Source organism: Exiguobacterium sp. OS-77 (assembly GCF_000414195.2).
GTDB lineage: Bacteria > Bacillota > Bacilli > Exiguobacteriales > Exiguobacteriaceae > Exiguobacterium_A > Exiguobacterium_A indicum.
The window spans coordinates 2,083,527-2,098,808 of record NZ_DF239008.1 but is presented as its reverse complement, the minus strand read 5'-3'; the positions used below and the strand labels follow the sequence as shown (position 1 = coordinate 2,098,808).

Genomic DNA, 15,282 nt, shown 5'->3' with positions numbered 1-15,282 from the left:
AGAATGGAAGCGGTACACAACACTCCGATGATGAAACAATACTTCTCGATCAAGGCGGATTATCCGGATGCCTTTTTGTTTTATCGACTCGGTGATTTTTACGAATTATTCTTTGAGGATGCCAAGAAAGTCGCCCATGAACTGGAGTTGACGCTGACGGCGAAAAACGGCAAGAACGCGGAACATCCGATTCCGATGTGTGGCGTGCCCCATCACGCAGCGAACGGCTACATCGAACAGTTGATCGAGCGTGGTTATAAAGTGGCGCTTTGTGATCAAGTCGAGGATCCGAAGTTGACGAAAGGACTCGTCAAACGCGAAGTCATCCAAGTCATCACACCGGGAACGTTGATGTCCGCCTTGACGGAAAAAGAGAATCGATACCTAGTAGCGGTCGTCGAACAGGACGGTCGTTTTGGGATTGCTCGCGGTGATGTCTCAACAGGTGAGAGTGCCTTGACAAGCGTTGCGACACTCGACGGTGTAGTCAAAGAACTGAGCATCATTTTGCCACGGGAAATCATCGTCACGACAGAGGAACACGAGACGGCGCTCGCGCACTTACGGATTCCACTGACGCGTAGTTCTCGGCGCGAATCGCATCCGCACGGGGATCGTGCGATTGATGCAGCCCAAGCGGAAGCCTTTGCGGTGCTCTATGCCTACATGCACGATACACAAAAAAGAGCGTTGACACATCTACAACCCGCTGTCGTCTATGAAGCGAGTGACTTCATGCAACTCGAGCCAAATACGGTCAAGAATCTCGAACTCGTCCGCTCGGCACGAACAGGAGACAAAAAAGGTTCGTTGCTTGGTCTGCTTGATGTGACAGGTACAGCGATGGGCGGACGGATGTTGAAACGCTGGCTTGAAAAACCGTTGTTATCGGAACGCGTGATCACCGAGCGGCTCGACGCTGTCGAGGAATTGTTGCAACACTACTTCGAACGTCAGCAATTAAAAGATACGTTACGCGAAGTCTATGATCTCGAGAGACTCGTCGCAAAAGTCGGTTACGGTACGGCTTCAGCGCGCGACCTCGTTCAATTGAAGTCGACGTTACGGCTGATTCCCCGCATTCAATCAGCGCTCGAGGAGATGATGAGCGAACGTCTTGGTCAGCTCAGTCTCGGACTCGATCCGCACGACGAATTGAGCGATTTGCTCGATCGTGCTTTCGTTGAAGCACCACCAATCTCAACGAAAGAGGGCGGAATGATTAAGGCTGGTTATTCAGCAGATCTCGACGAGTTACTCGTCGCCTCAAAAGACGGAAAGACATGGCTTGCGACACTTGAAGCCAGTGAACGGGCAGCAACCGGCATCAAGACGTTGAAGATCGGCTACAATCGCGTCTTCGGTTATTACATCGAGGTATCACGAGCCAATGCCAAGCTGTTGCCAGAAGGACGGTATGAACGGAAGCAGACACTCGCCAATGCCGAGCGTTACATCACACCGGAATTAAAAGAAAAAGAAGCGCTGATCCTAGGGGCGGAAGAGAAGAGTGTCACACTCGAGTACGATCTCTTCTGTGGAGTGCGCGATGAAGTCAAAGGACATATCGAAAGCTTGCAACGGGTCAGTCGCCGGATCGCGGAACTCGACGTCCTCGTCGCACTAGCTGAGATTGCTGAAACGCACGACTATGTCCGACCAATCACGACGACCGGACGAACGGTTGATATTCAGCAAGGACGTCACCCGGTCATCGAGACAGTCTTACAGCGCGGTGAATACGTCGCGAACGGGATTACCTTAAACGAAGGACGCGAGATGCTGTTGATCACTGGACCGAACATGTCCGGTAAATCGACCTATATGCGACAGTTCGCCTTGATTGCTTTATTGCATCAAATTGGCTCGTTCGTACCAGCTGCTCAAGCGGAACTGCCGATCTTCGATCAAATCTTCACCCGGATTGGGGCGGCAGACGACCTCGTCAGTGGACAGTCGACATTCATGGTCGAGATGGTCGAGACACAAGAAGCCTTGACGCGTGCAACGGACCGGTCTTTGATCCTGCTAGATGAAATTGGTCGCGGGACCTCGACGTACGACGGGATGGCACTCGCACAAGCAATCGTTGAACACATCGCCCGGCACGTTGGAGCGAAGACGCTATTTTCGACCCATTATCATGAACTGACAGTGCTCGAAGAATCGATTGATCGATTAGCGAACGTTCACGTCCGTGCCGTTGAACAAGATGGGCGTGTCGTCTTCTTGCATGAAGTACGCGACGGAAAAGCCGACCAATCATACGGAATCCATGTCGCGCGGTTAGCTGATTTACCAGATAGTCTGATCGAACGGGCGCAAGTCCTCTTGTCCGAGTTCGAGCAGGCTGAGCCTGTTCCGGTCGCAGCACCTGTAAAAGCTCCTGTTCAGGAGGAGCCGATTGATCAACTCAGTCTGTTCTCAGATGCGGATCCTCTGCGAGAGACGATGGCGAGTCTTGATTTGATCAATATGACGCCACTCGAGGCATTGAATACGCTGTATCGTCTACAAGCCGAAGCGAGAAAGTGAGGAGAATGCAGTGGGAATCATTCGTGAATTATCCGATAGTTTAGCGAACCGGATCGCGGCGGGAGAAGTCGTCGAACGACCAGCGTCGGTCGTCAAGGAACTGGTCGAGAACGCACTTGATGCCGGTGCGACCCAAATCGATGTCGAACTCGAAGAAGCTGGAATGAAACGGATGACGATCCGCGACAACGGACACGGGTTTTACCCGGATGACGCTGAACTGGCTTTCGTCCGTCACGCGACGAGTAAGATTAAGGACGAGCATGACTTGTTCCGAATCAAGACACTTGGTTTTCGCGGAGAGGCACTTGCCTCGATCGCGTCCGTCAGTAAAGTGATATTGAAGACGAAACGTGAGGACGCGGAAGGAATTCAAGTGACGCTTGAGTACGGGACGGTCGTTGAACGGACACCAGCAGCAATGAACCGGGGAACGGAATTGACGGTCGAGCATCTCTTCTTCAATACACCGGCACGGCTGAAGTATTTGAAGACGACGCATACGGAGCTTGCGGCGATCACGGACGTGCTGAACCGGATGGCGTTCGCTCATCCAGACGTCAAACTTCGAGCAACGCATGAAGGGAAGACATTGATCCAGACGAACGGATCAGGAGACGTCCGGCAAGCACTGGCGAGTGTCTACGGTCATCAAACGATTCAAGGAACACTAGTCGCCAAAGGTGCGAATGCCGATTATCAATTGACGTGTCATCTCGTCAAACCGGAAGTGACCCGTGCCTCAAAGAATTACATCACGTTGATTCTCAATGGACGTTCGGTCAAAAACTTCGCCCTGACGCAAGCGGTCTTGAACGGTTACCATACGCTCTTACCGATCGGGCGGTATCCGATTGCGGTCATCGAGGTGACGATGGATCCACTCTTGATCGATGTCAACGTTCACCCGGCGAAACGAGAAGTCCGTCTTTCAAAAGAGATGGAGCTCTGCCAGTTGATCCAGGAGACGATCAAGATGACGCTCAGCCGGGAGACGCTGATTCCGAAAGTGACGCCACCGAAACCAAAAAAAGATCCGAGTAGCCAGGAAAAACTCGATTTTTCTTATGTCGCTGAACCGGTCGAAGAAACGTCATCGCGAGCGGTCTGGAATTATCCGATTCCGAAAAAGCCGCAAGAAGACGATCGACCACCTGTCGAGAAATCATTACCTTTTAGCAACGAGGATGATCTATTCGAGCCCATCGCACCGGTCAAGCAGGAGTTTGCTGAACTGATTGAGGAACCAGCCGCGCGTCCGCGCTTTCCGCATCTCGACGTCATCGGTCAACTCCATTCGTCCTATATCGTCTGTGCCGGGGAAGACGGGATGTATATGATTGATCAACATGCCGCACAGGAACGAATCAAATACGAGACGTATAAGGTCATGTTCGGTCGACCACCGGAACAGAGGCAACAATTGCTCTTACCGTATACGTTCGAAATCTCGTCGGATGATATGAAACGGATGGATGAAGTCCTTCCGTTGCTAAAAGACGTCGGCATCGAGTTCGAACCATTCGGTCCACAAAGCTTCATCGTCCGAGAAGTTCCGACGTGGTTCCCGTCCCATCGGCAGGAAGAGACGATTCAGGAATTACTCGATGAAGCCTTGATGAAGCGAAAAATCGATCTCGAGACGTACCGGGAAGATGCCGCTATCATGATGGCATGTAAGAAATCAATCAAGGCGAATCATCCGTTGAACGATGAGATGATGCGCCGGTTGATTGACGATCTAGCGAAAACGGAAATGCCGTTCACGTGTCCACACGGACGTCCGGTCATCATCGAATGGACGACATATGAACTTGAGAAGTTATTCAAACGGGTCATGTGATCAAGATGAGGAGACGATTCCACTAAGGAATCATCTTCAAAATGAAGACAAGGCGCAATTTTTCTCTTATGAGAAGGATTGCGCTTATTGTTCGTCTCGAATCATTTTTTGTACTGATACACGACTGACTGGTTTTTGTTTGTGCTAATACAAAAAAGGTGAGGATTTTCATGAGAACGGTTACTTCAGTTGATTAACTAGATTTCATTGATTGTTGAAGGAAAGAGGCGGATAATAAGACCCGAAACTGTTAACAAGGGGACCTTTATCATGCTTTCACGCGTTATGCGTATCATTCAAATCATTGCTCAAATCGCACTTATTTTTTGTTTTTCACTCAGTGGGGACTGGGTGAGCGAAACTTTCCAGTTACCATTACCCGGTAACATCATCGGCTTGATTCTTCTGTACGTGACGTTAAAAAGTCGATTGCTTCCTCTCGTCGCTGTTGAACGGGGCGGAACCTTTCTGCTGTTCGTCATGCCGTTATTCTTCGTTCCAGCACTGTCTGGAATCATGGATTATACGGCATTCCTTCGAACATCTGGTCTTCAAGTCGTGTTGATCGTCGTCGTCAGCAGCCTGCTAACGTTAGTCGGCTCAGCGTACATCGTCGATCGCTTGGCACACCGGAAAGAGGCGGTGAACCCACATGAGTGAGACACTGTTCTGGATCATCCTAACCATTCTTTTATTCAGTGGTGCAATGTTTCTTTACCAACGTCATCCCCGTGTCTGGACGTTACCGATCCTGACGGTGACAGCTGTCCTGATCGTAATTCTCGTCTATAGCGGCGTCTCACATGCAGAATACATGCAGGGTGGACAATACTTGTCAAAGATGCTCGGTCCAGCGATCACGGCATTTGCGATTCCGCTCTACCGCGTCCGACATCACGTTCGCCGTTTTCTACCGGAAATCGGACTCGGTGTGTTGCTTGGAACCTGTATTGCAATGAGTTCAGATCTGTTACTCGGTCTGCTACTCCATCTTGAGCGGACGACGAACCTTGCCTTGTTACCGAAATCGGTCACGTTACCCGTTGCCTTAGCGATCTCACAAAAAGCAGGCGGGACGACGACGCTGACGGCAGCCTTCGTTTTATTGACCGGATTGACGGGATCCATCGTCGGACCAAAATTAATGACGGGCTTGAAGATTCGGCACTTCGTCAGTCGCGGAGTAGGCTTAGCATCGATTGCCCACGTCATGGGCGCGACAAAATCGATGAGTCTCGACCAACGCGAAGGGGCGGTCGGTCTGTTGACGATGGTCTTGACGGCTGTCTGTGCTAGCGTCATCGCACCGTTTTTAATCACATGGTTATATGGCTAAACACTCTGTTTTTTAAACGGAGTGTTTTTTTGTAACCGATTGAAACTTGTCGACCACTTTTGCAGTATAGTACAACAGAAAACAGGGTGGAGGAGAAGAAGATGATCATTTGGATTAACGGTACGTTTGGTGTCGGGAAGACGACAGCAGCAAAAGGATTACAAAAGCGTTGGAGCGGATCACACATTTTTGATCCGGAAGAGACAGGTTATTTTCTACGAGCGCAACTGCCGGAAAACAAGGACGATTTTCAGGATGAGCCGTTGTGGCGTGCGTTCAACCGACAGCTCCTCGAACAGCTCGATACGGAAGATGCGCGAATCATCGTGCCGATGACCTTGACGAATCCAGCGTACTTTCAGGAAATCATCGGGACGTTACGAGCGAACGGGCATGACGTCCGACATATCACACTGATGGCGAAGGAGACGACTGTCAAACGTCGGTTGATTAGCCGCTTCGAGCATCCGAATTCATGGGGTGGTCAACAGGCAGAACAACGCTTACGTCAACTGACCGATCCATTGTTCAGTCAACAGATCGAGACGGATGATCTGACGAAAGGACAGATCGTCGATGCGATTGCCCTCGTGACCGGGATTGGACTCTCGCCTGCCCGACCATAAAGGATTCAAGAAAGATGTTTCCGGGAATCATTAGATGATAATAGATGAGGAGGAAACAATCTTGAACGAAGGGCAACTTACTGCTAGGAGGATTTATGAACATGAAACACTGGATGACTGAGAAATTAGGCAGACAGTTGATGGCGATTTTTTATAGTGTCTTTGCACTAAGTGTCATCACATCGGTTGCCAGTTATTTATACGTGGATAATGCAGACGGTCGGACGAAGGAGCAAGTACTCGACCAGTTACAAAAGACACAATGGTTCTGGTTCTTGAACTTGATGATTTTTTTATTTTGTCTATTGTTCATCGTTCGCCCATTGATTCATCGAGTGACGTCACAACTCCGCGAATTGAACGTCAAAAGTCGTCGCCTTGCAGAAGGCAAGTCGATTTCGCTCGAACATGATGTCGACAGCCATAATGAAGTCGGTCAATTAACGGCATCATTTTACCAGATGGCACGGTCGATCTCATCACAACATGCGGAATTGTCAGCTAAGAATCAAGAAATGGAACACAATCAGGAAGTATTGAAGCAAAAACAGAACGAGCTTGAGCGTGCTCTTGAATTGACGCGGACGAATGAACTCCATTTGCAGGATCGGAATGAACTGATCGAAACGCTTGCTTCAAAGGAGAGTTTATTCGATTATTCATCCGTCATCAGTACGATCGTTCGGTTGACGAAGACGGAATTTGGTGCACTGTTATTGATCAAGAATAATGAAATCGCGCAAGTCGTTCCAAAAGAAATGACAGAAGAACAACAAGAAAGTCTGAAGACGGAGTCGTTACTACTAAAGCGAGTCATGATTTCAAAGGAAACCGCACATTCTTCAAAAAAGGTCGCGAACGACGATCTGATCAAGTATCCGTATCACGTATATGAAGGTGTCATTCCGATCATGGATCCGGCAAAAGAAGAATTGATTGCTTGTCTTTATCTAGCACGGTTTGACGCACCATTCAACCAACAGGATTTAGCGGAACTGGAATCGTTCTCAAAACAGATTGCGATCTCATTGATGCGAATGTCACTCTACGAACAGATGGAATACGAACGAAAAGAGACGGCACAACTGCTGAATTCCGTTCGGGAAGCGATTCTCTACATCAAACACGAAGAGAAGACGATCTTAGGAAATCAGGCGTTATTCGATATCTTCCAGTCGTTACAAGTCGAAGAAGACAACGATTCGATGACCTTCCTTGAAGTCCGACCGGAAACGATGTTCGAACAGATGGATCAAAAGGAAGCGTTTGAAGCATACTTTGAAGAAGTCTTATCGGGTGAGATTCCGGAGGGCATGTTCTCCTTGTCGATCGACCAAGGGGAATACTTCATTCAAGTCTATGCCGAAGCCATTGCGCACGGGGGACATTCAAAAGGAACGATTCTCGTCTTCCGTGACGTCACGGCTGAGACAGAAGTCGACCGCGTGAAGTCGGAACTCGTCTCAACGGTCTCGCATGAACTTCGAACACCGCTCTCTTCGATTTATGGCTTTACGGAGCTCATGTTGAAACGGGATTTGGATCCTGAGCGGAACAAGCGATACTTGCAGACGATTCACGATGAATCAAAACGTCTGACCGATCTCGTCAGTGACTTCTTGAACGTCCAGCGGATGGAGTCAGGAAAGCAAGAGTATGACAAACAAATCTTTGACCTGAAAGAAATCGTCAAGGAACAAATTCAGTTTTATCAAGCAGCGACGGAGCAACACAGTCTGAAACTTGATTTGAATGATGAACAGGACTTCATGGTCGAGGCAGATGCGAACAGCATGAAACAGTTACTCGGTAATCTCTTGAATAACGCGGTGAAGTACTCACCGGACGGCGGGGATGTCGTCGTGACGATGACTCACCAACACAATCAGATCGAACTCAGCGTTCGCGATTTCGGGATCGGGATTCCAAGCCATTCGATGCCGCATTTATTCAGCAAGTTTTACCGGGTCGACAACTCAGACAGCCGAAAGATTGGCGGGACGGGACTTGGATTATCGATCTGTAAGGAAATCGTTCGCGCACATGATGGCAATATCGAAGTCGAATCGATCCTTGGAGAAGGAACGGTCTTCCGGGTCAAATTGCCGAGTGCGACAGACGCGTTACTCGAAGCAGAATGAAGAGACGAAGAAGAGGCGATATCATGCGCCTCTTCTTTTTTGTCGTTTCACGTGTGAGATTCGTCCAAATTCATGCGTTTGGCTAAAACGAGTATGATGCAGACATTTGAACGATAAATCGGACAGATTGATGACAGAACGGCTGAAACAGTTGAAAAAATCGTAAATTGTGCAGGGATTGCGAACGTTTCTGTACTCTCGCTATAGTGATTACAAAAAAGCGTGAGAGGAAGAAGAATCATGGAGAGCTTAGAAGCGTTACTCACACCACCGCAAGATATCGAACAAGAGAATGCAAACATTGATGGCAAAACACCGCTTGCGAAATTACAGCGGATTGCTGGGGAAGCAGCGCGGCAGATGATGCGACGACATCTCGAAGCAGATGTCTTGCAGGCGCTTGACGACAACATCTTGTATATCCACGACGCCGATTATTACGTGACCGGTACGACGACGTGTGCTCAGATTCCGCTCGGTCAGCTACTCTCGAACGGATTTCAGACGACACACGGTTCAATCCGACCAGCGCAAGACATCCGTTCTGCCCTCGCCCTTGCGGCAATCATCGTCCAAGCGAATCAAAACATGCAGCATGGCGGACAAGCCTTCGCGACCTTTGACGATGATGTAGCGCCATTCGTCGAAAAGACCTACCAACGCGAATGGACCAAACTAAACGCCATTGTGCCGCATTGGAAGCGACGCAAGCGGGAGCGGCGCGCATGGCAGGAGACGTATGAAAAGACGTTTCAGGCGTGCGAAGCGTTCATCCATAATACGAATTCGATGCATTCACGCGGCGGTGGACAGGTGCCGTTTTTATCCGTCAATTATGGGACGAATACGACGCAGGCAGGGCGGCTCTTTCAGCGCGCCTTGCTGACAGCGACGGAACGAGGGTTAGGAAGAGGAGAGACGCCGATCTTTCCGATTCAAATCTTTAAAGTCAAACAAGGCATCAACCTGTTACCGACGGATCCGAACTACGATTTGTTTCAACTTGCCACCCGCGTGACAGGAAAACGATTGTTTCCGAACTTTGCGTTTCTTGATGCACCATTTAACCGTCAGGAGCAACCGGGGGGAGCAGAAGTCGCGTATATGGGATGCCGGACCCGTGTGTTTGAAGATCGTGGAGACATCCCGTCCGTCACAGGGCGAGGCAACTTATCGTTTACGAGCATCAATCTCGTCCGTTTGGCACTTCAGAGTCAAACCGTCGATCAAATGTTCGAAGCCGTCCAAGAGACGACAAGACTTGCATGCCGGCAACTCATCGCGCGTTATGAGTTCCAGGCAAGTCGAACGGCTGACGAGTTTCCATTTTTATATCAACATGTCTGGAAAGACGGTGAGACGCTAAAAAGTACGGATCAGGTGGGTCCGGTCCTCAAGCACGGGACGTTAGCGGTCGGCTTCATCGGTCTCGCGGAATGTTTGACCGTTTTGACGGGCAATCATCACGGGTATTCCGAACTGGCGCACCAGATTGGTATTGCCTTGATTCAAGCGATGCGAACGGTCGTCGACAACTATGGCGAGATGACGGGATTGAACTTCAGTTTACTGGCAACTCCAGCTGAAGGGTTATCAGGTAAGTTCACACGTCGTGATGCTAGTGACTTCGGTGAAATCAAAGGAGTGACCGATCAGCCGTATTACACGAATTCCTTTCATATCCCTGTCGATGCGCCCGTAACGATCCGTGAAAAGATTCAACTCGAAGCACCGTTTCATGCATTATGTAATGGTGGACATATCACCTATGTCGAGACAGATGGCGCACTTGCTGGAAATCCACAAGCGATTGAAGACATCGTTCGTTTGATGGCGGAAGCTGGAATCGGCTATGGGTCAATCAATCATCCCGTCGATCGTTGTCTTGATTGTCGAACGGAGCAGACAATCGAGGATCAGTGTCCGGTTTGCGGAAGTAGATCGATCGAACGGATTCGACGCATCACAGGATATCTCGTCGGTACACTGGACCGTTGGAATGAGGCAAAACGGGCTGAAGAGCAGAATCGGGTGAAGCACGATGTTACGCGTTCTTTCCCTTCATCCTGATTCTGTCGTTGATGGACCCGGTTTGCGAACGGTCCTGTTTCTTGCCGGTTGTCCACACCACTGTGTCGGCTGTCATAATCCGTCCTCCTGGGATTCGGCAGGTGGAGTGGATTGGACGATTAAAGAAACGGTGGAACGGATTCAGGCGATCGGAAATCGTCGTTTGACATTATCCGGCGGCGAGCCGATGCTTCAAGCGGCAGCACTTGTGCAACTTCTCGAACGACTTGGACCAGATTATGACGTCATTTTATATACTGGCTATGTACTAGAGGAAATCTTAAGACGTCAACGATGGTATCCACTAATACTGCGACTAGATGGACTCATCGATGGTCCGTTCATCCTGTCGAAACTCGACCGAACGACACGTTTTCGGGGCAGCACGAATCAACGAATCTACGATCGACAGCAACTGCAAAAAAGAGTGTTACACAAAAACAAAAACTCCCCCGTCTCATCAGACAGGGGAGAATCAGATCATGCATATTTTTGTTCTTGATCGACGGATTCGACGACTGCGAGTGTCGTCGTCCGTCGTTTTTTGATGAAGAACGATAAAATCAGTGCCGCGAGTGCAAGTAACGTTGCGATGAAGAACGTATCGTTGATTCCTTCGATCATCGCCTGCATTTGTAACCATTCCGGATTAGCGGCTTCAGGTTGTGAAGCGAATTCCGGAACGTGATGTTTCGTCCGCGACGTCATGATCGTCACGAGCAGACCTGAACCGATCGCACCCGATACTTGTGACAACGTATTGTTCAATGCCGTACCGTGGGGCGTCAAGTGTTGCGGAATATGGTTCAATCCGTTCGTCATGACCGGCATCATGACCATCGAGATTCCAAGGAAACGTAGCGTATACATGATGACGAGGAACGCGTATGACGTATCCGCAGCTAGCTGACTGAACGAGAACGTCGTCAAGACCGTCAGTGATAAGCCGATGATTGCAAGGATCCGGGCACCGAATCGGTCGAACAGACGACCTGTGATCGGTGACATGATCGCCATGACGATCGCCCCCGGTAACATCAAGAGACCAGAGTGAAACGGTGAGATACCCCGAATCGTCTGGATATAGATCGGCATCAAGATCATTGCGGAGAACATCGACATGTTCAAGACCATCGAAATTCCTTGCGATAAGGCGAACATCGGATAACGGAAAATCCCGAACTCAAGCATCGGTTCTTCGAGCATGAATTGACGTATAATAAAGGAAGTCAGACTAATCACACCGATGATCAATGATCCGATGACCGTCCAAGACCCCCATCCGGCAGAACCAGCGGAACTAAATCCATACAGTAAACCACCGAAACCAAAGCTTGAGAGAACGAGTGAGAACAAATCGAGTTTGAGTGTGCTACGAACTGTCTCTTTCTTCAACAAGAAGGCACCCGTGAACAGTACGAGTAATGCGATCGGTGTAACGAGATGGAACAACATCCGCCATTCGTAGTGTTCAAGAATCCAGCCTGACAATGTAGGTCCGATGGCTGGGGCGAACGTGATGACAAGTCCGAAGATGCCCATTGCTTGTCCGCGTTTCTCGATCGGGAAACCGGTCAAAAGAACGTTCATTAATAGTGGCATCATGATCGCAGAACCAGATGCCTGCATCATCCGCGCACCAAGTAGAAGCGGGAAGACGTGTGCTTGTCCAGCGATGATCGTACCGAGTGAGAACAGCGTCATCGCCGTCAAGAACAGTTGACGTGTCGAGAACTTCTGGACAAGGAAGGCTGACGTCGGAATCATGATTCCGTTGACGAGCATATAGCCCGTCGTCAACCACTGGGCGGTGCTTGCCTGAATACCGAAGGATCCCATGATCGACGGTAAGGCGATATTAAGTAACGTTGAGTTCAGGACCGCAACGAACGCACCTGCCATAAGGACAGTTAAAATTAAATAAAGTCGTGATGATTGCTTGCTTGATTGCATTTCGTTATGCTCCTTTTGTACTACGAGTCTAAAATGTTAGACTTGAATTCTATGACTAACTTGGCTATCTTACCAGGCTAAGTCGAATGAATTCAAATTATTTGCTTCATACACTAAAATAAGTGATTGGTAAACCATTGCAATCATTTGAACAGAAAAGGACAAGACCATGAATCCAAAAAAGAAACAACTTCTAGATGCCGCCTATCAGCTATTCGTCGAAAAAGGATATCAATCGACGTCCATCCAGGACATTCTTGAGCACAGTAACGTTTCCAAAGGAACGTTCTATAACTACTTCTCCTCTAAAAATGAATTATTTATCGATGTATTCAATACCGTCTTTGAAAAGATGCGGACAGCGCGCAAGGAAATTCTCGTCGGACGAGATGTCTCGGATTATGAGACGTTCATTCAACAAGGTAACTGTTACTTGGAACTGATGCAAAAATATAAATTGTATACGTTGTTCGAAGAGGCGATTGCTTCAAATGAAAAAGAACTGAAGACGTTTATGGAGAATAACCGTCTTCTCGAGATCGAATGGACGTTTGAACGATTACGTGATTTATTCGGTCAGACGAAAGAACCGTATCTTCTAGATTTAGCGGTCATTTATACAGGAATGTTGCAATATGCGATGTACTTCTTCCGACAATCCGAACCGAACACACAACCGGAACGGGTCGTCCGTTACGTATTCAATCGATTGACGCATCTCGTCGAAGACGTCAGTCGGACGGAAGAACAGTTGATTCCGCCGCGCTTCCTATCCGTTTGGCTCGACCGTCCACAAGATGAAGTCGTCATTCGGAAGGATTTGTTTGAGAAGACGAGTGCGCATATGAAACGCTTGATTACCCTGTCATCGATTTCCGATGAATCGAAGGAAGCCCATGAAGAGGTTCTTGATTTCATCTATGAAGAACTACTCGAACGGAAGAAGCCAAAAATTCATCTTCTACGCCGGGCACTCGAGACGATGGACGAAGATCCGGTCTTTGCGGGTCAGGAAATCATGGCAACCTATAAGGCGATGGTCGATGAGATTGCCCGTGTGCGGACCAAAACTTCCTAAAAAGGTTGCTTTTTGAAACTGACCAGATTACACTGAGATCATTCATGTTAGAAAAGGGGTCTCATCATCATATGTTTACTCAATGGAAAAAAGAGTGGTTCCTGCAACCAAAAGCGGATTTGCTGTCCGGAATCGTCGTTGCCTTGGCACTCGTTCCGGAAGCAATCGCGTTTTCGCTGATTGCTGGCGTTAATCCGATGGTCGGTTTATACGCTTCCGTCATCATTGCGATCGTCATCTCGATTGCCGGCGGTCGTCCCGGAATGATTTCAGCTGCGACCGGTGCGATGGCACTCGTCGTCGTCCAGCTCGTCAAGGACCATGGTGTCGATTATTTACTAGCTGCCGGTATCCTTGCCGGAATTCTACAAATCGCGTTCGGATTTTTAGGAATTGCTAAGTTATTACGGTTCATTCCTCGATCCGTCATGGTCGGATTCGTCAATGCTTTAGCGATTTTGATTTTCTCGGCACAACTGCCGCAGTTCGAAGGACAGAACTGGATCATGTACGCAATGGTCGCCGCATCACTCGCCATCATCTTGTTATTCCCACGCGTGACGAAAGCGATCCCGGCACCACTCGTTGCGATCACGATCATGACAGTGTTGACGGTCGTCTTCTCACTTGATACACGAGTCATCGGGGACATGGGGCAAATCGAAGCGGCGTTACCAAGCTTCTTCCTGCCGGATGTTCCGTTCTCGCTTGAGACGCTCCAAATCATCTTCCCGTATGCTTTGTCACTTGCATTCGTTGGGTTGATCGAATCGTTGCTGACAGCACGAATCGTCGATGAGATGACGGATACGACGTCGAACAAAGCGATGGAATCACGCGGACAAGGAATTGCGAACATCATCGCAGGTATGTTCGGTGGCATGCCGGGCTGTGCAATGATCGGTCAATCGGTCATCAATGTCACGTCGGGTGGGCGTGGTCGCTTGTCGACGTTGACAGCAGGTGTGTTTTTAATGCTGTTGATGTTTACGATGAATGATCTATTGATGACGATTCCGATGGGAGCACTCGTCGGCGTCATGTTCTTCGTCTCGTATGCGACGTTTGACTGGGGATCATTCAAGATGCTCAAGACGTCACCGAAGAGTGATTCTGCTGTCATGCTCGCAACCGTTCTCGTCACCGTATTGACGAACGATTTATCAATGGGTGTTCTTGTCGGAATCTTGCTTGCTGCGTTATTATTTGCGTCAAAAATTTCTCGTATTCAAGTCGAGCGCAAGGAGCAAACAGATCGAGTCCGTTATACGATTCGTGGACCGTTGTTCTTCGCATCGACGACAGCATTTGCAGAACAGTTTCAGCTCGAAACTGATCCATCATCCGTCATCACACTTGATTTCTCAGCGTGTCACTTGTTTGATGATTCCGCTATCGAAGCAATCGAAAACGTCGTCTTGAAATACGAACGACTTGGCAAAAAAGTCGAACTTGTTGGATTGAATGAAGAGTCGCAGGCTCTTGTTGATCGACTAGCTCAGCGGATTGCGTAACGAATTGTATAAAAGGGGTGGCATTCCTAGGTACTTTGGGAATGCCACCCCTTTCTATTGTCTCGACGAGTCATATACGCATTATGTATCCAATAATTGTATGATGTGATAAGGTGTAAGCTATTAAAAAGAAAGTTATATGAACTAACGTTAAAAACTTTAATTAAACTCACTCTAATAAGTAAA

General features: G+C 48.7%; 11 protein-coding genes. 10 read left to right on the top strand and 1 reads right to left on the bottom strand.

The genetic code is table 11. The annotated features are described in order from the left end of the window. The first annotated feature begins 3 nt into the window (after window positions 1–3). The 8 genes from mutS to EXG77_RS10795 all read left to right on the top strand — a co-directional run bounded on the left by mutS (window position 4) and on the right by EXG77_RS10795 (window position 11,053). On the top strand, window positions 4–2,535 hold the full coding sequence (gene mutS / locus EXG77_RS10830; protein ID WP_035398179.1) for a DNA mismatch repair protein MutS: 2,532 nt from the start codon (window positions 4–6) through the stop codon (window positions 2,533–2,535). A 10-nt stretch (window positions 2,536–2,545) separates the two neighbouring features. After that, complete coding sequence (gene mutL, locus EXG77_RS10825) at window positions 2,546–4,378, top strand: DNA mismatch repair endonuclease MutL (RefSeq protein WP_035398177.1); 1,833 nt, start codon at window positions 2,546–2,548, stop codon at window positions 4,376–4,378. Window positions 4,379–4,648: 270 nt separating this feature from the next. Continuing rightward, window positions 4,649–5,038 carry a CidA/LrgA family protein gene (locus EXG77_RS10820; protein ID WP_052017178.1) on the top strand — a complete coding sequence of 130 codons (390 nt, stop codon included), beginning with the start codon at window positions 4,649–4,651 and terminating at the stop codon, window positions 5,036–5,038. Beyond that, entirely contained in the window at window positions 5,031–5,714 is a 684-nt protein-coding gene (locus EXG77_RS10815) for an LrgB family protein (protein ID WP_023467718.1), read from the top strand. The genes EXG77_RS10820 and EXG77_RS10815 overlap by 8 nt, the downstream gene beginning before the upstream one ends. Window positions 5,715–5,815: 101 nt before the next feature. Next, on the top strand, window positions 5,816–6,340 hold the full coding sequence (locus EXG77_RS10810; RefSeq protein WP_035398175.1) for an AAA family ATPase: 525 nt from the start codon (window positions 5,816–5,818) through the stop codon (window positions 6,338–6,340). Between the two features lie 101 nt (window positions 6,341–6,441). Further along, window positions 6,442–8,481 carry an ATP-binding protein gene (locus EXG77_RS10805; RefSeq protein ID WP_035398173.1) on the top strand — a complete coding sequence of 680 codons (2,040 nt, stop codon included), beginning with the start codon at window positions 6,442–6,444 and terminating at the stop codon, window positions 8,479–8,481. Between the two features lie 240 nt (window positions 8,482–8,721). Then, on the top strand, window positions 8,722–10,551 hold the full coding sequence (locus EXG77_RS10800) for an anaerobic ribonucleoside triphosphate reductase (RefSeq protein ID WP_035398171.1): 1,830 nt from the start codon (window positions 8,722–8,724) through the stop codon (window positions 10,549–10,551). Further along, on the top strand, window positions 10,523–11,053 hold the full coding sequence (locus tag EXG77_RS10795) for a 4Fe-4S single cluster domain-containing protein (protein WP_081637417.1): 531 nt from the start codon (window positions 10,523–10,525) through the stop codon (window positions 11,051–11,053). Before EXG77_RS10800 ends, EXG77_RS10795 begins: the two co-directional genes overlap by 29 nt. On the opposite strand, the gene EXG77_RS10790 is transcribed toward EXG77_RS10795, so the two are convergent. Continuing rightward, on the bottom strand, window positions 11,032–12,504 hold the full coding sequence (locus EXG77_RS10790) for a DHA2 family efflux MFS transporter permease subunit (RefSeq protein ID WP_023467723.1): 1,473 nt from the start codon (window positions 12,502–12,504) through the stop codon (window positions 11,032–11,034). The two genes, EXG77_RS10795 and EXG77_RS10790, sit on opposite strands and share 22 nt — an antisense overlap. A 169-nt stretch (window positions 12,505–12,673) precedes the next feature. Here EXG77_RS10790 and EXG77_RS10785 point away from each other — a divergent pair, with 169 nt between their 5' ends. Together EXG77_RS10785 and EXG77_RS10780 are read left to right on the top strand one after the other, a co-directional pair. After that, window positions 12,674–13,582 (top strand): TetR/AcrR family transcriptional regulator, encoded by a 909-nt coding sequence (locus EXG77_RS10785; RefSeq protein ID WP_035398167.1) that lies wholly within the window; start codon window positions 12,674–12,676, stop codon window positions 13,580–13,582. 71 nt (window positions 13,583–13,653) lie between these two features. Beyond that, the gene (locus tag EXG77_RS10780) at window positions 13,654–15,096 is read left to right on the top strand and encodes a SulP family inorganic anion transporter (protein ID WP_023467725.1); all 1,443 of its coding nucleotides are present in this window, start codon (window positions 13,654–13,656) and stop codon (window positions 15,094–15,096) included. The last annotated feature ends 186 nt before the right edge of the window (window positions 15,097–15,282 follow it).

Bases quoted from the DNA above. Each gene is read 5' to 3' on its own strand.
- mutS (WP_035398179.1), top strand. From the start codon at position 4: ATGGAAGCGGTACACAACACTCCGATGATGAAACAATACTTCTCGATC.
- EXG77_RS10820 (WP_052017178.1), top strand. From the start codon at position 4,649: ATGCTTTCACGCGTTATGCGTATCATTCAAATCATTGCTCAAATCGCA.
- EXG77_RS10815 (WP_023467718.1), top strand. From the start codon at position 5,031: ATGAGTGAGACACTGTTCTGGATCATCCTAACCATTCTTTTATTCAGT.
- EXG77_RS10810 (WP_035398175.1), top strand. From the start codon at position 5,816: ATGATCATTTGGATTAACGGTACGTTTGGTGTCGGGAAGACGACAGCA.
- EXG77_RS10805 (WP_035398173.1), top strand. From the start codon at position 6,442: ATGAAACACTGGATGACTGAGAAATTAGGCAGACAGTTGATGGCGATT.
- EXG77_RS10800 (WP_035398171.1), top strand. From the start codon at position 8,722: ATGGAGAGCTTAGAAGCGTTACTCACACCACCGCAAGATATCGAACAA.
- EXG77_RS10795 (WP_081637417.1), top strand. From the start codon at position 10,523: ATGTTACGCGTTCTTTCCCTTCATCCTGATTCTGTCGTTGATGGACCC.
- EXG77_RS10790 (WP_023467723.1), bottom strand. From the start codon at position 12,504: ATGCAATCAAGCAAGCAATCATCACGACTTTATTTAATTTTAACTGTC.
- EXG77_RS10785 (WP_035398167.1), top strand. From the start codon at position 12,674: ATGAATCCAAAAAAGAAACAACTTCTAGATGCCGCCTATCAGCTATTC.
- EXG77_RS10780 (WP_023467725.1), top strand. From the start codon at position 13,654: ATGTTTACTCAATGGAAAAAAGAGTGGTTCCTGCAACCAAAAGCGGAT.